Genomic DNA, 20,859 nt, shown 5'->3' on the forward strand with positions numbered 1-20,859 from the left:
GAGGCTATTCAAAACAAGACTAAGGAACTAGGCAATGATAAAGAAGCTAAGAAGAAACTAGTCGAGTTATCAGAACAAGCCATCGCAGCGATCGAAGCAGCCAAAACTCAGGATGCAGTAGATAAGGCTTTGGAAAATGCTCTAGCTGGTATTAATCAGCTTCAAGCGACTCCAAAAGAGGATCCAAAACCAGAAGAACCAAGCAAACCAGAAGAGTCTAAGATTGACTATGATAAGGCCATGGCAAGTTTGGCAGAGGCTATTCAAAACAAGACTAAGGAACTAGGCAATGATAAAGAAGCTAAGAAGAAACTAGTCGAGTTATCAGAACAAGCCATCGCAGCGATCGAAGCAGCCAAAACTCAGGATGCAGTAGATAAGGTTTTGGAAAATGCTCTAGCTGGTATTAATCTGCTTCAATCGACTCCGAAAGAGGATCCGAAACCAGAAGAACCAAGCAAACCAGAAGAGTCTAAAGTTGACCGCCATAAGGCGATTGCAGAATTGGCTGCAGCAGTCGAGAAAAAAGCTGCTGAACTTGTCGATGATGTAGCTGCACAGGAAAAACTGGTTGAACTTGGAGAGCAAGCCCTTACTGCCATCAGAGATGCCAAGACACAGGATGCAGTAGACAAAGCCTTGCAAGCAGCTCTAACTTCTATCAATCAGCTTCAAGCGACTCCGAAAGAGGAAGTAAAACATTCAAATCTTCCGACTGAAGGAGATAAGGTCTTAATTCAAACGCAACCAAGCCTTGAAGTAACGACAGAATCAATCGCCTTTAATACTGTTCGTCGCGAGAATGCCTTCCTAGCCAAAGGCAAGGAACAAGTTGTTTCAGAGGGCAAAGTAGGTCAAGTAACGACTTATGTAGAAGTAGATGGAGACACACGTAAGACAGTTAAGGTTGAACGTGAAGAAGCTCAAGATCGTGTCATAGAAGTTGGTACTTTTGAAGGAACATCTGTGCCAGGTGAAGGTGTTAAAGAATTGAACTTTAGTCAGCCAAGTCTTGAAGTTGTTGAAGAAGCTCTCAGCTTCAAGATAGTTAAGCAAGATGACCCAACTCTGTCAGAAGGTGAAACTCGAGTAGCTCAGGCCGGTCGTGAAGGCAAAGAACGCGTCAGCATAGAAGTAGCATTGGATGGAAGCCGTACTGAAAAACTTCGCGAAGTTGTTGAAGAACCACAAGATGAGATTGTACTAGTCGGAACTAAGAAAGTTGAATCAGGTAAAACAGATCCAGCTATCCATGAAGTACCAGAGTTCACAGGTAGTGTCAATAGCTCAGAAGCAGCTAGTCATGAACTTCCAGAGTTTACTGGTGGTGTGACTGGTTCAGAAGCAGTTATTCGTGAAGAAGATCCAGAGTTCACAGGTGGTGTCAATGGAACAGAAGCAGCTAGTCATGAACTTCCTGAATTTACTGGTGGAGTAAATGGCTCTGAAGCAGTTGTTCGTGGAGAAGATCCAGAGTTCACAGGTGGTGTCAATGGAACAGAAGCAGCTAGTCATGAACTTCTTGAATTTACTGGTGGAGTAAATGGCTCTGAAGCAGTTATTCGTGGAGAAGATCCAGAGTTCACAGGTGGTGTCAATGGAACAGAAGCAGCTAGTCATGAACTTCCAGAGTTTACTGTTGGTGTGACTGGTTCAGAAGCGGCTAGTCATGAACTTCCAGAGTTTACTGGTGGAGTAAATGGTTCAGAAGCAGCTATCCATGATGTTCCAGAGTTCACAGGTGGTGTCAATGGAGCAGAGGCAACTGTCCATGAGCTCCCAGAATACAAGGATGAGCAGTCACATGTAGCTCAGGCTATGTCACAAGAAAAGACTTATCAAGCACCTGCAAATCGTCAAGACATTCTCCCTGAAACAGGAGCAAAAGAAACTGCTACCCTTGCAAGCTTGGGAGCTGTAGGAGCACTTCTTGGCTTAGCTGCAATGGGAAAGAAAAAAGAAGACGAATAGAATCTGTCAAACTCAAGAAACACTTTTGAGAAAGTATAGATTTCGTGGGAAGTTATTGCAGAATAGTAGCATTGTTTAAAGAAACTGCTGTAATAACTGTCCAAACTTTAGAGATTGGAACCAATAACTAATCTCAATTATAAAAAGCGAGCAAAACGAGTTTTCTGATAAACAGAAGCTGGTCTTGTTCGCTTTTTTATATCAAGAATCAGGTGTAAAGTTCTATGTGCATAAGTCATCAGTTATAGGACTTGAGCAAACTAAAAACCAGCGACTTTAATCGCTGGTTACTCATATGCTTGTTTACTTGATAGGGATGAAGGCTTATCTAGACCTTCTATTTCTACGATAGCCATTTAGTTTATTGTTTTCCCAAAAGCTATTAAAGATTTTTTCTTTGCTTTCGCGGTCAATTTCTAAGAAGTAGGCATAGAGTAAGTCGATTAAAATCAACATCGGAAGTTGGGCAGAGATTCTCTGGATGTAAGAAGCCTGACTCTGATTTGCTACTAATACAGTTTCCGTAAAGGCTTGAGTTTCCTTACTAGGCATACTTGTAAAGAGAACGGTCTTAGCCCCCATATCTTGAGCATCAAGTAGACTATCAATGATGGAGGGAGTTGTTCCTGACAGGGAGAAGCCAAAGACTAAACATTTTTCATCGATGATACTGGTCGTCCAGGCAAATCCATCAGGATCTGTCAAAGCCTCACAGACGACTCCTAGTCGCATGAAACGTAATTTCATTTCACGTGCAACTAGGCCAGAGCTTCCAGTTCCGAAAAAATAGACGCGTTCTGACTGATCAATCATTTGAGCGATGCGCTCAAGTTGATCATCATCAATCAACTCTTGAGACATTTCACGGATATTTGTATAACTTCTCAAGACTCGTTGAGTCAAGGGGTTCATATCCTGCTGAGGGACTGAAAGGTTGTCAATTTGTTGTAGGTATTTAAAAATGAACTCTCGATAACCCGTAAAGCCACATTTTTTGGCAAAGCGAGTGAGAGCGGCCTGAGAAATATGAAGTTTTTGAGTGACCTGCTGAGAAGACAAGTCATCATGAATGGTATCTGCCTGCAAAAAATAGCGGGCAATCTCTTGCTCTAAATCGGTCATTTCTTCAAAGTGAAGATCAATAATCGTAGAGATGTCTTGCTTGTTCATGGGACTCCTTTGTAGCTATTTGTCAAATTTTATTGATAAAAAATCCAGCAAATACTATAGCGCTTACTTCTATTATACCATAGATGCTTTGTTTTTGGATAAAAAGGAAAAGTCTTTTCTTTTTCCATAATTTTCTCATCAAATTATGGTACAATGAAGAGTGAGATTTTGATTAGAAACGAGACTGATTTGTATGAGAAAATTCAACAGCCATTCGATACCGACTCGGCTTAATTTATTGTTTGCGATCGTTATTTTGCTCTTCATGACCATCATTGGTCGCTTGCTCTATATGCAAGTTTTGAACAAGGATTTTTATGAAACTAAGCTAGCATCTGCTAGCCAGACGCGGGTTACAACAGGTTCTGCCCGTGGAGAAATCTATGATGCAGCTGGAAAACCTTTGGTAGAGAATACGGTTAAACAAGTAGTTGCTTTCACACGAAGCAATAAGATGACAGCGACTGATTTAAAGGATATTTCTACTAAACTATTAACTTATGTGACGGTATCCTCTCCAGATTTGACAGAACGTCAAATTGCTGACTATTATCTAGCTGATCCAGCAGTTTATAAAAAAACGGTAGAGGCCCTACCTAAAGATAAGCGTTTTGATTCTGATGGTAATCAACTTTCTGAATCGGATCTTTATAACAATGCTGTTGAGAGTGTTAGCTCTAGCCAAACTAATTATACAGAGGATGAAAAGAAGGCTATTTATCTCTTTAGTCAGCTCAATGCAGTTGGAAATTTTGCAACAGGCAATATCCAAACAGATCCTTTAAGTGATACTCAAGTCGCTCAAATTGCCTCTGCATCTAAAGAGTTGCCTGGGATTAGCATCTCCACTTCGTGGGATCGCAAGGTCCTTGAAACTTCTCTTGCTTCTATCGTAGGAAGTGTTTCCAGTGAAAAATCAGGTCTTCCAGCTGAGGAAGTGGACGCCTATCTAAAAAAAGGTTATTCCCTCAATGACCGTGTTGGGACCTCTTACCTTGAGAAACAATATGAGGAAGTCCTACAAGGGAAACGTACTGTTAAAGAAATCCATCTCGACAAACATGGAGATATGGAGAGTGTAGAAAATATTGAGGAAGGTAGCAAGGGTAAAAATATCAAACTGACCATTGATTTGGCCTTCCAAGATAGTGTGGATAGTCTTCTGAAAAGCTATTTTAATTCTGAGCTTGCTAATGGAGGTGCCCAATATTCGGAAGGTGTCTATGCGGTTGCCCTCAATCCTAAGACAGGAGCTGTTCTAGCCATGTCAGGGATCAAGCACAATCTGGAATCTGGTGAATTGACTCCAGACTCACTAGGTACAGTGACCAACGTTTTTGTTCCAGGATCTGTCGTTAAGGCGGCAACCATCAGCTCAGGTTGGGAAAATGGTGTTTTATCAGGTAATCAAACTTTGACTGACCAACCAATCGTCTTTCAAGGTTCTGCACCGATCAATTCATGGTACACCCTTTCTTACGGTTCCTTCCCGATCACAGCTGTCGAGGCATTGGAATACTCATCTAATACCTACATGGTCCAAACCGCTCTAGGGATTATGGGGCAAACCTATCAGCCTAATATGACAGTAGGAACCAGCCATCTTGAGTCTGCTATGGGTAAATTACGTTCAACTTTTGGCGAGTATGGTCTGGGAGTTTCTACTGGGATTGACCTACCAGATGAGTCAACAGGGTTTATCCCTAAGGACTTTGATTTGGCTAACTATCTAAATAATGCCTTTGGACAGTTCGATAACTACACGCCGATGCAGCTAGCTCAGTATGTAGCAACGATTGCCAATAATGGTGTCCGCTTAGCTCCTCATATTGTGGAAGGAGTCTACGACAACAATGAACAAGGTGGTTTGGGAGAACTCATTAAGCAAAATGACAGCACAGAAATGAATAAAATCAATATTTCCGAATCTGACATGTCTATCTTGCAACAAGGATTTTATCAGGTATCGCACGGAACAAGTGCACTTACGACAGGTCGTGCCTTTTCAAATGGAGCATCAGTCTCTATTAGTGGTAAGACTGGTACAGCCGAAAGTTATGTCAATGGTGGCCAGAAGGCTAATAACACCAACGCAGTAGCCTATGCTCCAACGGATAATCCTCAGATTGCAGTTGCAGTTGTCTTCCCACATAATACCAACCTAACTAACGGTGTCGGACCTTCGATTGCTCGTGACATTATCAATCTATACAACCAACACCATCCAATGAACTAGAAAGGAAGCCATGCTTTACCCAACACCTATAGCCAAGTTGATTGACAGTTATTCTAAACTTCCAGGTATCGGGATTAAGACAGCGACCCGACTGGCCTTTTATACCATTGGGATGCCTGATGATGACGTCAATGAATTTGCCAAAAATCTCCTCGCAGCTAAGCGAGAATTGACCTATTGTTCGATTTGCGGACGATTAACGGATGACGATCCATGTTCTATCTGTACGGATCCTAGTCGTGACCAGACAACTATCCTAGTATTAGAGGATAGCCGAGACGTAGCAGCTATGGAAAATATCCAAGAATATCACGGACTCTATCATGTCCTACACGGCTTGATTTCACCAATGAATGGCATTAGCCCAGATGATATCAATCTTAAAAGTCTCATGACTCGCCTCATGGATAGCGAAGTTTCAGAGGTTATCGTAGCCACCAATGCAACAGCTGATGGTGAAGCGACTTCTATGTATCTCTCTCGACTACTGAAACCTGCAGGGATTAAGGTCACTCGTCTAGCACGAGGTCTAGCAGTCGGAGCAGACATTGAGTATGCCGACGAAGTAACACTCCTAAGAGCCATTGAAAATCGTACAGAGCTTTAGTCTATAAGGTTAAATCGCTAAATAATCAGCTAGCAGGTATAAAAGTTTTAAGAACACAGAGACTGGACCATTTTTCTTCCAGTCTCTTTTCTTGTTTTGTGCTATACAAGTTTCAAAAAATAGACAAATGTGATATACTAAAGAGCAAGTATTCTAGTAGAAATAGGACAATCATATGAAACAAACAATTATTCTATTATATGGTGGACGCAGTGCAGAACGTGAAGTATCTGTCTTGTCAGCTGAGAGTGTCATGCGTGCGGTTAACTATGATCGTTTCGCAGTAAAAACTTTCTTTATCAGCCAGTCTGGAGACTTTATCAAAACCCAAGAATTTACCCAAACTCCTGGACAAGACGAACGTCTCATGACCAATGAAACGATCGATTGGGACAAGAAAATTGCCCCAAGTGCTATCTACGAAGAAGGAGCCGTTGTTTTTCCAGTTCTTCATGGACCTATGGGAGAAGATGGTTCCGTTCAAGGTTTCCTAGAAGTCTTGAAAATGCCTTACGTTGGTTGCAATATCTTGTCTTCAAGCCTTGCTATGGATAAGATTACTACCAAGCGTGTCTTGGAGTCTGCAGGGATTGCCCAAGTTCCTTACGTAGCTATCGTTGAAGGGGATGATTTGACTTCTAAGATTGCAGAAGTTGAAGAAAAATTGACGTATCCAGTCTTTACCAAACCATCCAATATGGGTTCTAGTGTTGGTATTTCTAAATCCGAAAATAAAGAGGAACTTGGTAAAGCTTTGGAGCTCGCCTTCAAGTACGATAGTCGTGTCTTGGTAGAACAAGGGGTAAATGCCCGTGAAATCGAGGTTGGACTTTTAGGAAACTATGATGTCAAGAGCACGCTTCCTGGTGAAGTTGTCAAAGACGTAGCCTTCTATGACTATGATGCCAAATATATCGACAACAAGATTACCATGGATATCCCAGCTAATATTAGCGATGATGTGGTATCGGTTATGCGCAAGAATGCCGAAACTGCCTTCCGTGCTATCGGTGGACTTGGATTGTCGCGTTGCGACTTCTTCTATACAGATAAGGGAGAAGTTTTCCTAAATGAGCTCAATACCATGCCAGGCTTCACCCAATGGTCTATGTATCCCTTGCTTTGGGACAATATGGGGATTAGCTATCCAGAACTAATCGAGCGTTTGGTTGATCTTGCTAAGGAAAGTTTTGACAAGCGTGAAGCGCACCTATTGTAAAGACAGACATAAGGGCGGGAAGAGACTTCTTGCCCCTTTTTAAAGGAGTAAATATGAAACTTACGATTCACGAAGTTGCGCGTCTTGTTGGTGCTAAAAATGACGTATCAGTCTATCCGGATAGTCCACTAGTCAAGGCAGAGTTTGATAGTCGTTTGATTGGAGCCAGTGATTTATTTGTGCCACTCAAGGGGGCGCGTGATGGTCATGACTTTGTCGAGACAGCTTTTGAAAACGGCGCTGCTGTAACCCTGTCAGAGAAGGAAGTGGCAAATCATCCTTACATTTTAGTAGATGATGTTTTGACAGCCTTTCAAGCTCTCGCAGCCTACTACCTTCAAAAGACTGGTGTAGATGTCTTTGCCGTTACAGGTTCAAATGGGAAAACAACTACCAAAGATATGTTGGCCCATTTGCTTTCTGCAAGTTACAAAACTTATAAGACTCAAGGAAATTACAATAACGAGATTGGCTTACCTTATACAGTGCTTCATATGCCAGATGATACTGAGAAGTTAGTCTTGGAGATGGGCCAGGATCATTTGGGAGACATCCATCTTTTATCTGAACTGGCTCGTCCAAAGACAGCTATTGTGACTCTGGTCGGAGAGGCTCACTTAGCTTTCTTTAAGGATCGTTCAGAGATTGCCAAAGGTAAATTACAGATTGCTGATGGAATGGAGAAAGGTAGCTTGCTCTTGGTGCCATCTGATCCCATTGTAGAGGATTATCTACCTACTGACAAAAAAGTGGTTCGCTTTGGCCCAGGTGCAGAACTCGAAATTACAGAATTAACTGAGCGTAAGGATAGCTTAACCTTCAAGGCTAATTTCTTGGAGCAGGCTCTTGACTTGCCAGTAACAGGTAAGTACAATGCGACCAATGCCATGATTGCATCTTATGTTGCCCTGCAAGAAGGAGTGACTGAGGAGCAGATTGGTCAAGCCTTCCAAAATCTTGAATTGACCCGCAATCGTACCGAGTGGAAAAAGGCTGCCAATGGAGCAGACATCTTATCAGATGTTTACAATGCCAATCCAACTGCTATGAAGTTGATTTTAGAAACTTTCTCTGCTATCCCAGCTAATGAAGGTGGCAAGAAAATTGCAGTTCTGGCGGACATGAAAGAACTTGGAGACCAGTCTGTTCAACTCCACAATCAAATGATTTTGAGCATTACACCCGATATCCTTGATACCGTTATTTTCTACGGCGAAGACATTGCTGATTTGGCTCAACTAGCCAGTCAAATGTTCCCAATCGGCCATGTTTATTATTTCAAGAAAACAGCTGATGAAGACCAGTTTGAAGCTATGGTCAAGCAGGTCAAGGAAAGTCTTGGAGCACATGACCAAATCTTGCTTAAAGGTTCCAACTCTATGAATCTAGCCAAGTTAGTAGAAAATTTGCAAGAAGAAGACTAATGTTCTTCGATAAGAAAAATTTTTCAAGAGTAAATTTGTCTTGAAGGATTAGCTTCTTTGGAACACAAAAATATTAGAAATAAATATAAGCTAGGCTCTATAAAAATCAGTAAGAGATTGGCTTATATGAAAATGAGGAAAGTTACATGAATTTTTGGGATGCTTTATTTAGCACGCAGCCGACGGAGCCACCCCAATTTGACCTTCTTTGGTATGGAAGTCTATTTACCTTATTAGCATTGACTGTATTTCTTGCCTACCGTTATGGTGAGAAAAAAGTCTGTCAACGATTTTTCCAGATTTTACAGGCGGTACAGCTAATCCTGCTCTACGGATGGTATTTGGTTAATCAGATGCCTTTGACAGAAAGTCTACCCTTTTATCATTGCCGTTTGGCTATGTTTGTAGTGCTTTTGACCCCGGGTGTATCTAGAGTCAAGCAGTATTTTGCTGTATTGGGAACCTTTGGACCTTTGGCAGCTTTTATTTATCCAGTGCCAGATCCCTATCCCTTCCCCCACATTGCCATTTTGTCCTTTATTTTCGGACACTTAGCTCTCCTTGGAAATTCCTTGATTTATCTCCTGAAGGACTACGATGCTAGTTTACTGGATTTCAAACGAATTCTAGTTATCACGTCTTCGCTCAATGCCTTGATTTTCATGGTCAATTTAGTAACAGGTGGAGATTATGGATTTTTGACAAGACCACCATTGGTTGGAGACCACGGTCGTTTGATCAATTATTTAGTGGTAACGCTATTCTTGACTTGCGCTATTTACTTAGTCTCTAAAATTTTTCAAACAATCCTTCAGGAACAGGCAGAAAAAAGGTTGAGAATCTGGCAGAAATAAAAAAATATTTTCCCAATCTCTTGACTTTTATCTGAGAATTTTGATACAATAGTAGACGGTATTGTTTACCCCATTTGTAAGGCCCCGGAACCTTTCAAATACCCCGCGGACCGGAACATCCGCCCTGTAAACAAAAACGATATTCATATAGGAGAAATCATGAACAAAACTACATTCATGGCTAAACCAGGCCAAGTAGAACGCAAATGGTACGTTGTTGACGCAACTGATGTACCTCTTGGACGCCTTTCAGCAGTTGTTGCTAGCGTACTTCGCGGAAAAAACAAACCAACATTCACACCACACACTGATACAGGTGACTTCGTAATCGTTATCAATGCTGAAAAAGTTAAATTGACTGGTAAAAAAGCATCTGATAAGATCTACTACACTCACTCAAACCACCCAGGTGGATTGAAATCAATCTCTGCTGGTGAACTTCGTTCTAAAAATGCAGTACGTTTGATCGAGAAATCAGTTAAAGGTATGCTTCCACACAATACTCTTGGCCGCGCTCAAGGTATGAAATTGAAAGTATTCGTTGGAGCTGAGCACACTCACGCTGCACAACAACCAGAAGTTCTTGATATTTCAGGACTTATCTAAGGAAAGGAACAATAAAGTATGTCACAAGCACAATATGCAGGTACTGGACGTCGTAAAAACGCTGTTGCACGCGTTCGCCTTGTTCCAGGAACTGGTAAAATCACTGTTAACAAAAAAGATGTTGAAGAGTACATCCCACACGCTGACCTTCGTCTTGTAATCAACCAACCATTCGCAGTTACTTCAACTGTAGGTTCATACGACGTTTTCGTTAACGTTGTAGGTGGTGGATACGCTGGTCAATCAGGAGCTATCCGTCACGGTATCGCTCGTGCCCTTCTTCAAGTAGACCCAGACTTCCGCGATTCATTGAAACGCGCAGGACTTCTTACACGTGACTCACGTAAAGTTGAACGTAAGAAACCAGGTCTTAAGAAAGCTCGTAAAGCATCACAATTCTCAAAACGTTAATCAATACGATTATATCAACGTTTCAAAGCACTCAAGAGTTTACCTCATGGGTGCTTTTTTTATGTTTTTTGAAAAAGTTCACCTCAAAGTTTACCTTATTTTCACCTTATTGTTTTAGAGACTGTAAGGCAAATTCACCTACTGTCATAGGAACTACATTAGAAGTATTTACATAAATCTGTGTTGTTCCTGTGTCACTGTGTGTTAGAGCCTCAGAAATAGCTTCTAAGCTCATTCCTGCTTGTTTAGCAAGCGTTGCTCCTGTATGTCGCAGTTTATGAGGTGTAGCATGTGCCAGCTCTTTATGTCGCTTTCTGATGCTTTTCATTTTATTGTTTAGATAGTCAGCATGTAAAGGCTTGTTGATGTTTCCTCTTGTGTCGATATATGTAAAAACAAATTGTTCTGGATTACTGATGATGCCAAACTTTGCTAGTTCATATTTTTGTTGCTCTTTCCAAGAGGTAAGAAGCTGAAGTAAGTCATTAGAAATAGAGAAAATAGTTTTCTTATTTCCCTTAGTAGATTTTACTTGTCCATATCTATCTAAAGCTTGAATTAGCTGAATCTGTGATTTTGAAAAGTCGATATGTTTCCATTGAAGAGCATAGGTTTCAGATTTTCTATCGCCTAAGAAAAAAGTGAGATAAAAAAGGACGTAATCTTTGAGTGATATTTTATCGTTCTCTAAGTCTTCTTTAAAAGCTGAGAACCATTCTTGGAGTTGCCCATGAGTTAAATATAAATCTTCATCACGTTTTGATTCTGCAAGTTGAATCTTTTTAGTGGCCTTTATTCTTCTTAATATTTTTGCAACTTTATTAGCTTCTATATACTCAAGTTCTTCTGCCCAATCAAAAATGGAAATCACATAGCTACGTAAAGATTTGAAGTTCGCATATTCATTAGCCTTAGATGTCATTAGATTGAGAATAACTTGTTTATTTTGATTTAGAAACTGTATCGTATAGTTTCCAAGAAGTGGTAGTATATGTTTTTCAAAACATGTTTTGGTATTAGCAATTGTTGACCTGCTTGGTGGTTTAGAAGTGGATGTAGTTTGTCCTGCTTTATAAGAGTCCCACCAGATATTGTTATAGAAGTCTGAGAAAAGAATATCTCCTTTTGCTAGTCCTATAAACTCATTATCTTCTATTTGATTTAACTTGGTAAGTAAGTCTATCTCAGCTTGCCTTGCCTCCTTTCTTGTTTTGAATCTCTTATCGTAATAATTGCTATTAACAATACCAAGTGGCATTCGTGCTTCAATTGGGATATAGACTTTTAAGCGATAAGTTCCGTTTTTTGTCTTACTGATAGTCATGATATTCTCCTTGTGTATCGAACCAGAAAATATCATGACTATTATAAAACAAAAATATAGATATTTCTAGTTTTGTGAGTAAAGCCAAGAATTAATGGCTTCTTTATTAAATCGTATAGTCTTGCCTATTTTTATGGCAGGCAGTCCTCGTTTAATCCAACTATCGAGAGTATTGTTTGAGATACCCAAGTAGTGACAAGCCTGTTGTTTGTTTAAAAACGGACTTTCAAGGTTACTATTGTTCAATCTATTTTCAATTTCTTTCTTGATGAGTTCAGCAAGTAGAAGCTGAATTTGTTGAACTTGTTCATCTGGTAGAATTACTTGCATCTGTTCCTCCAATGTATGGTATAATAGAGGTATCAAGAGATACCCTAGTTACTTTTCTTGATTATCTGCAACCTCGTCCTCGCTCGCCAAAGTTTCGGATGGGGTTTTTATTTTCTCATATGCCCATATGTCCCATTGATTGTTGAGGCCAACTTTTGAAACTAACATGGATAGAAGCTCTTCTTTGCTTTTCATTTCGTTCCCAGGTGTGAAATCATAAGACAAGTAAACATCATATCCGATCTCTGGTATTCTTCTCTTATAGTTCATAGTTCTTACAGGATGAGATTCGTAAAAAATAGGCTTCTCACTCGTACCCTTTAACGTTGCTAGATGTTCAATTCTCCTAACGTATTGAGATAAATCTTCATAAGCATTTCCTTTGGTATAGTAGAAGAAAGCTAAAGGGTGTTTAGAACTTGTGATAATAATGACCTTAGCAGCACCTATTTTATTTTGATAACGTGCAGATACTGGGCTGATATTATATGGATCCAGAACTTTTAACCAGTCCGAAGCAGTTAAGCTATCTCCTCGAACATCATCAAGTAGTAGGATTTCTTCTCCGTTTACTTCATCAAACATGTTAGTGCCTGCAGTCGTGATTGATTGCCATTTTTTGTTGTTTATTTTTGCCATCTGAATGATATCTTTAGTTAATTCTTTTGCGAACCTTGACTTTCCAAGTCCAGAATTACCATAGATGAATAAGATAGTCTTTTTGAACTCTCCGTTTTCCAGTTCATCTTTTGTTCTGGCCCCTTTAATTTCTCCAACAGTTTTAAACGCATCGTTTATTCTAGTTTTATGTACTATATATGGCGTGTGATATTTCTTATCGAGAAGTATGTCATTTTTAGTGATATTCTCGTTCAAAATATTATCGATTAGGAAATCAATGTCTTCAAAACTTTTCTGTACCTCTTTTTTAGCTTTTCCTTTAAGCCAACTTTCTTTCCTTTGATGATAGATTTCTAAGTACTGTTTTCCTAACAAGGTGAATACCTCGTCAGGGGGATATTGATACTTATCTTTATCTTTTGCATGAATCAAGTATGCTAACAAGTTATCGTAGCCATATCTTCCAGACTTTGATTTTTCGAGATATTCTTCTGCTAATCCGATTTTTTCAGCTAAAGTAGATAGTGTTGCACCTTTACCTTTATCAAACTTGAGTAAAGCATGAATGTGTGATTTGGCAAGTTCGGTAGTTGTTTCTTGAAGTTCATTGTTAAATACTACAGATGTGTCTTTATCATGATTAATTGCATATGCTTCAGTAACTGTTGCCACTTCACTAACTCTTCTGACAATTTCCTCAAGAATTTTTTCAATATCCGCTGATTCAAGTAGTTCTTTATTCCAGTCATTATCCCAGAAGCCATCTGAGAATTGTTGCGTTAATAGCACTGATGTTAAAAGGGCTTCTTTTTTTGTATTTGTCATAATAATTAAACCTCTTTTCTAATTATTTTTTTAATTATTTCAGTGTTAGACTATCGACAAGCCCAGTCTAACACGCGTTAGGAATAATTAAAAATTAAATTGTAGTAACTCTTGGGGCGTTGCCCCAAACCCCAGCCTCTCCTGCCCGATGATAAATCATCGACCCGAGAACGCTTGCCAATTCAACAAGGGACGGGGTAGTATTTTTCTTTGCTTCACTCCCTGCCTTTGGCATCGTTACGCAAAAAAAATCTCCACCCCTCAAGCCCTTGCGAATAGGCATTTTTCTGCTGGTAATGTCGTGCCGACACCTATACCGATGAATCCCTTAGGTAAGGTCAGTGTCGCGCTAAACAAGTGTAGCAGAAAAAGCGCTAGCTATATCTTGAAAATAGCTCTTGCATTCGTTGATTTAACCGTTCCTCGTCTTTTACTTGGATCGTACGAAACATTTTGACAGCTTCGCCCTCTAATTGAAAATATCCATACCCTCGCGGTTTTACGATAACTTCGGTTTTTTCCATGTCTGGAAAAAGGAGTTGCCTGTTGTTTGTTGCTAGCAGAAAGCTAGTTGATAAGGATATTACACAATTAAAATTGTAGCGCCCCGGAAGGTCAGACATCAAGAAACGTTGACTAGATAAAACGATTCGCAAACCTAGACTTCTACCCATGCTATTCATCATCAACATTTTAGATAAAACATCTTTATGTTTCTTTTTATCTGTTTGTTCAAGATATGCAAGAAAGGCTTGCCATTCATCGAAAATCAAGTAAAGATTATGCGAGTTTTGTTCTTGCTTATCAAGTCTAGCTTCAAAACGTTGGTAGACTGTTTCGAATAATTCTAGACAGTTAAAACCTCTTGCGACATGATCACTAGTCATTGAAAACATTTCTTCATCTGCTTTAAAATCCAAAAAGTAAGCTTCAGCATCTGTATCATAAAATGAAATGAGTCCTAGAAGTCTTCTCAAAAAAGTGGATTTTCCTGAACCAGATGGGCCTGCGACTATCCAAGCGAAATATCGGTTTATGTCAACGGTTGCAGGGGATGGGTGTCCCCTGTTGTTGACGTCAAAAACGTTTTTGATCATGCTAGAAGTCCTCTTCGTAACTGACTTTCGTCTGTCTTGTCATTCGATTGTATACTGCCTCTCCACTCGTTTTGACATCAAATTTAGCAACCCAGCCAGAACCTGCGGTCAGTTCAACAGTTAGTACATCTAATGCAAACTCATTAGTGTATAGAGCAATAACACCTGCAAAGTAGTTTTCTAATGACAATTGTTCATCATCATTTAAGTTGTTTGCTAGATAAACCCAAATATCTACACCACAAGTAGTGGCAGGATTTATAGTTTTTAACTGTAAATCCTGATATAAATTTTGATTGAGATGATTAACTACTTTTTGTAAGACAGTAGCCTTTCGATCTTGTAATTGCTTATCAATGGTCTTGTTTAGTTGCCAAAAAATTAACTCCTGAATCAAATTTTTTAAAATCCTAACTTGATTTCCCGACAGCAAGAGACATTGCTCCCATATCTTTCCGTTGTTATCAGCAACTTCATTTGATAGTAGAAGAAACTGTCTCTTTAGATAAATGTACACAACATTCAAACCTTGCCACACAAGCAATGCAAGGATAAGATAGAAGAATATTTTAAATAACATATGTTCACCTCACGCATAGTGAGTAGTTATCATCTAAAGGAAGTAGATGATAACTCACTATGCTTATCACTTATTTCAATGAAATGTCAGCAAGCTCAGTGACTAGAGCCAAACCGATTGGTTGCTTCAACTTGTCAAGAACAAATGACAAGTCATACTTGTTAAGTACGATATCAGCGTTTATCAAACCATCTAAGTTCTCGTTTTGATAGTTTTTCAACTTGACTTTGAATGTTGGACAGTAAGCTTCTTGAGCAATACTAGCGAACTGATCGTAGAGTTTTTTATCTACGCATGTTAAAGATGCCCAATAAAGTTGATTTTCTTGACCTTCGTTTATGACCCCATTGCTTGTATCGACTACTTTAACATCGGATGGGACATCAACAGAAGTTGATAAATCATCTAAAAATGCTTTTGAGTTGGTGCGGTTACCCACAGTTACTTTTTTTTCTTTTGGCATGTGAATGCCTCCTTTTTTTAAAAATGTGCTTGGTCAGACTATCGCGAATGCTGACGAGTAAAAGAGCTCTTGTGTTAACAAAAACATGATACAAAATTTTTGACCCCTTTGCAATGCTTTTTATTGAGATTCTAGGTTCATCGTGGTATAATTTTTTGAACCCCAAATAATTACAAAGGAGTTAAGGATGCTACATGAGTTTAAAAACTTGAGTGATGTAAGTAAAAGAGAATTTGTTTTAAAATATTACCCATTAATATTACGTAGTCAACAGAAAAAGGAGCGATTAAGTAAAGAAAAATTCTTGATGAGATATTTTCAAGTAAAAAGAGGGGAACATGCTGGAAAACTACTAATTTCAAAACCAGCATATAAACGTTATTTGCGACTTATTAAGTATATAGGGATTAGTCGCTATGATTATATAGATGATGTAATCAAAAACGAGGATGTAATCAAAAACGAGGATGGTTCCTATTCAATGTCTTTGGGTGATTATCCTATGTTTGATTATCCTATGTTTGATGTAGTAGAACCTCATTTTTCAGAATTAGACATTCCGAATATTCATCAAAAAAAATATGGTATTGATATACCTAAACATATTATTGAAAAATTTGATGATGATGTTTTGGAAGAAATTTGGTCGATTGTGAGTCGTAATACACTTTCAGATAGATTTCTTAAAGGTAGGCAATTATACTTATCTGGAATTGGTCAAGAGATACTTAAATCATTGGCCGAATTGAATCTTACTGAACTGCTTTATGCTACATTAAATAATTTACGGATTGATGAGGGAGGAAAAAAGGAATATCATATAGAAAGATACGAATTGGTGAAAAGAATGGTATCAGAGCTAGAGAGGTTAGCTAAATCGGAATATGATAAAGCAATTAAGTTAGAGGAATTCGTAGAAAACTTTTAATGATTTTTTGAAGAAATTTGTTAAAATAGGCAAGACTGTAAAACAAAACCCAACCAAAATTTATTTTGGCTGGGTTTATTTGATATTCTTTACAATCTCATTAAATGAGGATATAATTTTTCCTTGCTTATCTTTGGGTAATTTTGTTAAGTTTTCAAAAAGTACTTCTGCAGAATCTTCTCGCTCTGATTCATATGATTGTAGATCAAAGAACTCCTCGACCGTTAGATTTAGGGCTTTGATTACGGATTCAAGAGTTTTTATCTTGAAATCGTACTTCATATTTTCTATGTTTTGGATAGCTTTAACACCTAGACCAGCTATTTCAGATAATTTTTCCTGACTTAATCCCTGCTCTTTTCTGCATTCACGTATGCGAAATGCGATATGCTTTTGTAATTTATTATATTCCATACTATATACCATTGTACTATCTGTTTTCTTTAAAAATAAGTATAATAAACTATCCAAAAACGATAAAAGTATGGTAAAATAGTACTATAGTTTAATAAAATGCATAGGGCATTGTACAAAAGGAGTTTATAAATGTCAAAAGCTACGGAAAATAGTCAAAGTACTACTAAAAAATTGTATACAGGTGCGGTTATTTCTGCCATCGCAGCAACCGGTCTTGTCGGAACAATCGGAACTGCTCACGCTAGTGAGGTTACATCAGTAATCCCAACAGACGCTAAAAACGAACCAGCTTTGGTAGAGAAAGAAGCACCAAAACCAGTAGAAGTGAAAGCTCCTACTAAGGAAGAAGTCGCTGAACTTGGTGCTACTGCTAAACAAACTCAAGAAGATGCAGATAAGGCAAAAGAAGTCTTGGATCAAGCGAATGAAAAGTCTGATAAGGCAGAAAAGAATGTCGCAGACTTGAAACAAGCTCAAGCAGATGCTCAAAAAGTTGCTGACAAAGCAACACCAGAAGCGATTCAAAACGCTGAGAAGAAAGTGGAAACTGCTAAAGCAAACGTTCCAACTGCTGAACAAGGAGTATCTTCTGCGCAAACTGCACAAGACGATGCAGACCGTAATGTTGCTATTCAAGGCAAAACAGTTGGTACTAAGCAAGCAGCAGTAACTCAAGCACAAAACGGTGTTGCTGATGCTAAAGCTGAAGTAAAAAATGCAGAGGACGCTTTGAAGGGTGTTGGTCTTGCTGATGCTAAAGAAAAGCAAGACGCAGCGATTAAAGAAGAAGCTACAAGCAAACAAGCACAAGAAGATGCACAAGTAGCTCTTGATGAAGCTAAGAAATTGGACGGTGAGCTTGCTGACCAACTCAAAAAAGCAGAAACCACTGTTAAAACTGCTACACAAGATGTAGAGCGTACTGAAAACGAAGCTAAAGAAGCGAAAACAAATCGTGATAACGCTCTTGCTATTTATAATCAAGCGGTATCAACTCTTGATGCACTTCAAGATAGCTCTAAGAAACAAACCATTACTCTTTCACCAGCTTTCATTCAAGCAGTGAAAGAAAATATGGAGTATAACAACCAAGATACAAGTTCTTGGACTTCTGAAGAGCGTAACAAACGTACTCTTGAGCTTTATAACAAGATTGTAAATGCACAAGTAGAACACAAGAAGCTAAACAAGTATGTGCCTACTAAAGCAGACCAAGCAGATAAAACGCGCTACGACATCAACAATCTCCCACAAGAGATTAAAGATGAGTTGAATTATTATGTGGTTGACCTTATCAACCAAATGCGCCGTCAACTTGGACTTTCAGATGTTGTTCTTTCAAAAACTTCTCTTGAATTTGCAGATAAGGTTGCTAAAGAGTATGTGAAAGCAAACTTCTCTCATGCTATGGAAGAAGATTACCATGCCCGTGGTGGTGTCGGGCACTACGCTATCGGGGTCAACAAGGTTGCCAAAGAATATGGTATGCCTACAACAGATGCCGAGGAAGAAAACAAGGGTGAACAATATTATGAAAATACTGTAACTACTTATGCTTTCCATGATTTTGACGATGCTGACGGAGTTTATCGTAAAACTCTTGGCGAAATGAAAGAGCAGTTATATAATGATCTCATCATGCTTGTGTCAACTAAAGGTGACTATGCACACACTCAGGGTATTCTTAATTTTGACTATGCGAAAGAAACTGTCTATTTTGGTGGAGTCGCTCAAAGTAAAACAGACGATTTTTACACTACTCACTTCTTGACTTCTATTCACGATTCTCTTGTAGATGGTTCTAAATGGGATAAAACACCTATTGCAAACCCACTTAGCGATGAAGTGATTGAGCGTAAATTGAGTGAAGCTCGTCAAGCGCTTGCTGATGCTATGACTGCTCGTGACAATGCACAAGCTACTTTTGAAGCAAAAACAAAAGCAGAATCAGATGCTAAACTTGCTCTTACAAATGCAGAAGCTAATCTGACTGCTTTGAAGAATGGGGAAAGTCCACTTGCTAACGCACAAAAAGCCTTTGATGCAGCAAAAGAACGTCATGATCAGGCAGTAGTAACTCTTTCTAACGCTAACGCTCTTGTCAATAGCTTGACTGCTTCAAAAGCTACAAAAGAAGAAGCTCTTAAAGATGCGCAAGCCAAATTGAAAGACGCTGAGAAAGTTCTTAAAACTGCACAAGAAGCGCTTAAAGCAGAAGAAGGCAAGATGAAAGAACTTGAAGCGATTGCTACAAGCAAAGCCCAAGCGGTATCTACTGCTGAGAAAGCTCTTGAAACTGCTAAAGCAAACGTAGTTAACGCAGAAAAAGAGCTTGCAGACCTCAAAGGTGCGCACACTCGTTTGGCAGAAGTAAAAGCAGAGCTTGAAAAAGCAGAAGCAGAGCTTAAAGATGCCTACAAAGCACAAAATGAAGCTAAAGTAGACTCTGAAACTAAGAGTCTTGCAGCAGACCAAGCTCAAACTGCTTACGAAACTGCTAAAACTAAGTTTGAAGAAGCAGAAGCAAAACGTTTGGCTGCACTTGCAGATGCCAAACGTAAAGAACTTGAAAAAGCTGGTTACCAACCAGTACCAGTTGTTGATAATAAAGGGAATGTGGTTGATTACACAGCAGAAAAAGTAACCGTAGGAACTAAAGACGATAAAACTTATCAAGCGCCTGCACAAGCTACCAATGCAAAATCAGAATCTAAGAAACAACTTCCAAATACAGGATCGAAGGAGTCAGGACTTTTAGCAATGCTTGGAGCAAGTGTTGGACTACTTGCTTTTGCTGGAAAACGAAAATTTAGATAGCAAGAAAGAGGGGGTGTCCCCTCTTTTTAATAAATGAAAGGATCTACGATATGAGAACTCCTAAAAAATACTCAGATTTACTTAAACGAAAAGAACTCACTAATGCTATTATTGCAGAATGTATATACTCTGTAAATAAGCGAGCTAAAAACTATCGCGACAAGATAAAAGAATATAAAAACGCAAGATATTATTTACATCAACAAAATAACATTGAAGATGCTGAAGAAAATATGGAAAATACTATGATATGAAAGAAAAACTATTGAGTAAATATAAACCAACAATGATTCATAAACAATATATAGGAGAGAAAAAACAACGAGTCTATAGTTATGAAAAAAATTATGAAAAGCTATATAACGAAAAAAGAAATGCCATAGTTTGGGAAAATAGTTACTATGACTATGACACTAACAAGGAAATTGAATTTTTTGATTATAGTTTAGGTAAGAAAGAATATCTTTATTTTTTGTACTATGAAATAGGTGAATATAGTTTTCATTCTCCAATTGATGAAAAAAGAGTAAAAAATTCTCAATTAGAAATCAAAGAGATAGATGAAGACTTTCAAACTCGTGGAGCAGATATTGTGGATTTACTTTCAAAACAATTTGTACAAAAAGTAATAGATTTGTTGGAAAGTGGAGAGTATACATTGTTGGAATAGGAAAAAGTTGTTCATCAAACATGTATAGTGATAAATTAAAAGAGAGCGCTATGCTCTCTTTTCTATGATGTTGTTCTGATATGTAAAAATTTTATATAAGGGAAACTTTTGATATTCTGGTTCGATTTTTGCTTATTTTTGATGAAAGTTTACCTTATTTTAATGAAACTGATTGAAATTAGTTAAAATTTTATTTTTTGAAAACTTATGAAAACGGTAATTTTAAAGTACTTTGAAATTAGATGAAATAAGTGGTGCCCCAACCAGGTCTTAAGAAAGCTCGTAAAGC

20 protein-coding genes are annotated in these 20,859 nt (G+C 38.6%); 12 read left to right on the forward strand and 8 right to left on the reverse strand.

Features of this window, described 5'->3' with window-relative positions; all coding sequences use genetic code 11:
- Window positions 1-1,971, forward strand: a 1,971-nt coding sequence (locus QM867_RS09265) for an SIALI-17 repeat-containing surface protein (protein WP_414315626.1), incomplete at its 5' end; no start/stop codon positions are given.
- Window positions 1,972-2,295: 324 nt separating this feature from the next.
- Here the strand turns inward: QM867_RS09265 and QM867_RS09270 are convergent.
- Entirely contained in the window at window positions 2,296-3,141 is an 846-nt protein-coding gene (locus tag QM867_RS09270; RefSeq protein WP_414315627.1) for a MurR/RpiR family transcriptional regulator, read from the reverse strand.
- A gap of 193 nt (window positions 3,142-3,334) precedes the next feature.
- On the opposite strand from QM867_RS09270, the gene pbp2b reads away from it, so the two are divergent.
- The 7 genes from pbp2b to rpsI all read left to right on the forward strand — a co-directional run bounded on the left by pbp2b (window position 3,335) and on the right by rpsI (window position 10,498).
- Entirely contained in the window at window positions 3,335-5,377 is a 2,043-nt protein-coding gene (gene pbp2b, locus QM867_RS09275; protein ID WP_414315628.1) for a penicillin-binding protein PBP2B, read from the forward strand.
- A 10-nt stretch (window positions 5,378-5,387) separates the two neighbouring features.
- On the forward strand, window positions 5,388-5,984 hold the full coding sequence (gene recR, locus QM867_RS09280) for a recombination mediator RecR (protein ID WP_414271381.1): 597 nt from the start codon (window positions 5,388-5,390) through the stop codon (window positions 5,982-5,984).
- 175 nt (window positions 5,985-6,159) lie between these two features.
- Window positions 6,160-7,203, forward strand: coding sequence for a D-alanine--D-alanine ligase (locus QM867_RS09285; protein WP_414315629.1), 1,044 nt, complete (start codon window positions 6,160-6,162; stop codon window positions 7,201-7,203).
- Between the two features lie 53 nt (window positions 7,204-7,256).
- A complete protein-coding gene (locus tag QM867_RS09290; protein ID WP_414315630.1) occupies window positions 7,257-8,627 on the forward strand; it encodes a UDP-N-acetylmuramoyl-tripeptide--D-alanyl-D-alanine ligase in 1,371 nt (456 codons plus the stop codon).
- Window positions 8,628-8,773: 146 nt separating this feature from the next.
- Complete coding sequence (locus QM867_RS09295) at window positions 8,774-9,481, forward strand: TIGR02206 family membrane protein (RefSeq protein WP_414315631.1); 708 nt, start codon at window positions 8,774-8,776, stop codon at window positions 9,479-9,481.
- 159 nt (window positions 9,482-9,640) lie between these two features.
- Window positions 9,641-10,087 (forward strand): 50S ribosomal protein L13, encoded by a 447-nt coding sequence (rplM, locus tag QM867_RS09300; protein WP_001044622.1) that lies wholly within the window; start codon window positions 9,641-9,643, stop codon window positions 10,085-10,087.
- Window positions 10,088-10,105: 18 nt separating this feature from the next.
- Window positions 10,106-10,498, forward strand: coding sequence for a 30S ribosomal protein S9 (gene rpsI / locus QM867_RS09305; protein ID WP_000075973.1), 393 nt, complete (start codon window positions 10,106-10,108; stop codon window positions 10,496-10,498).
- 106 nt (window positions 10,499-10,604) lie between these two features.
- Here rpsI and xerC read toward each other — a convergent pair whose 3' ends face one another.
- The 6 genes from xerC to QM867_RS09335 all read right to left on the reverse strand — a co-directional run bounded on the left by xerC (window position 10,605) and on the right by QM867_RS09335 (window position 15,738).
- Window positions 10,605-11,822, reverse strand: coding sequence for a site-specific integrase (xerC, locus tag QM867_RS09310; protein ID WP_414315632.1), 1,218 nt, complete (start codon window positions 11,820-11,822; stop codon window positions 10,605-10,607).
- A 66-nt stretch (window positions 11,823-11,888) separates the two neighbouring features.
- Window positions 11,889-12,152 (reverse strand): helix-turn-helix domain-containing protein, encoded by a 264-nt coding sequence (locus QM867_RS09315; protein WP_020900056.1) that lies wholly within the window; start codon window positions 12,150-12,152, stop codon window positions 11,889-11,891.
- Between the two features lie 48 nt (window positions 12,153-12,200).
- Window positions 12,201-13,598 carry a Rep family protein gene (locus tag QM867_RS09320; RefSeq protein ID WP_414315633.1) on the reverse strand — a complete coding sequence of 466 codons (1,398 nt, stop codon included), beginning with the start codon at window positions 13,596-13,598 and terminating at the stop codon, window positions 12,201-12,203.
- Window positions 13,599-13,972: 374 nt separating this feature from the next.
- Entirely contained in the window at window positions 13,973-14,695 is a 723-nt protein-coding gene (locus QM867_RS09325; RefSeq protein WP_414315634.1) for a hypothetical protein, read from the reverse strand.
- 1 nt (window position 14,696) lies between these two features.
- The gene (locus tag QM867_RS09330; protein WP_414315635.1) at window positions 14,697-15,275 is read right to left on the reverse strand and encodes a hypothetical protein; all 579 of its coding nucleotides are present in this window, start codon (window positions 15,273-15,275) and stop codon (window positions 14,697-14,699) included.
- A gap of 70 nt (window positions 15,276-15,345) precedes the next feature.
- Window positions 15,346-15,738, reverse strand: coding sequence for a hypothetical protein (locus QM867_RS09335; protein ID WP_414315636.1), 393 nt, complete (start codon window positions 15,736-15,738; stop codon window positions 15,346-15,348).
- A gap of 187 nt (window positions 15,739-15,925) precedes the next feature.
- Here QM867_RS09335 and QM867_RS09340 point away from each other — a divergent pair, with 187 nt between their 5' ends.
- Window positions 15,926-16,666, forward strand: a complete 741-nt coding sequence (locus QM867_RS09340; RefSeq protein ID WP_173875793.1) for a hypothetical protein — start codon at window positions 15,926-15,928, stop codon at window positions 16,664-16,666.
- A 75-nt stretch (window positions 16,667-16,741) separates the two neighbouring features.
- Here the strand turns inward: QM867_RS09340 and QM867_RS09345 are convergent, their stop codons facing one another.
- Window positions 16,742-17,080: a helix-turn-helix domain-containing protein gene (locus QM867_RS09345; RefSeq protein WP_049548124.1), complete on the reverse strand. Its 339-nt coding sequence runs from the start codon at window positions 17,078-17,080 to the stop codon at window positions 16,742-16,744.
- A 132-nt stretch (window positions 17,081-17,212) separates the two neighbouring features.
- Here QM867_RS09345 and QM867_RS09350 point away from each other — a divergent pair, with 132 nt between their 5' ends.
- From QM867_RS09350 to QM867_RS09360, 3 genes are read left to right on the forward strand one after another with little or no spacing between them, the layout of a single operon-like run.
- Window positions 17,213-19,900 carry an SEC10/PgrA surface exclusion domain-containing protein gene (locus QM867_RS09350; RefSeq protein WP_414315637.1) on the forward strand — a complete coding sequence of 896 codons (2,688 nt, stop codon included), beginning with the start codon at window positions 17,213-17,215 and terminating at the stop codon, window positions 19,898-19,900.
- A gap of 50 nt (window positions 19,901-19,950) precedes the next feature.
- Window positions 19,951-20,154, forward strand: coding sequence for a hypothetical protein (locus QM867_RS09355; RefSeq protein ID WP_414315638.1), 204 nt, complete (start codon window positions 19,951-19,953; stop codon window positions 20,152-20,154).
- Window positions 20,151-20,570: a hypothetical protein gene (locus QM867_RS09360; RefSeq protein WP_414315639.1), complete on the forward strand. Its 420-nt coding sequence runs from the start codon at window positions 20,151-20,153 to the stop codon at window positions 20,568-20,570. The genes QM867_RS09355 and QM867_RS09360 overlap by 4 nt, the downstream gene beginning before the upstream one ends.
- Window positions 20,571-20,859 lie beyond the last annotated feature (289 nt).

It is taken from the genome of Streptococcus infantis (assembly GCF_047463635.1).
GTDB classification, from domain to species: domain Bacteria; phylum Bacillota; class Bacilli; order Lactobacillales; family Streptococcaceae; genus Streptococcus; species Streptococcus infantis_W.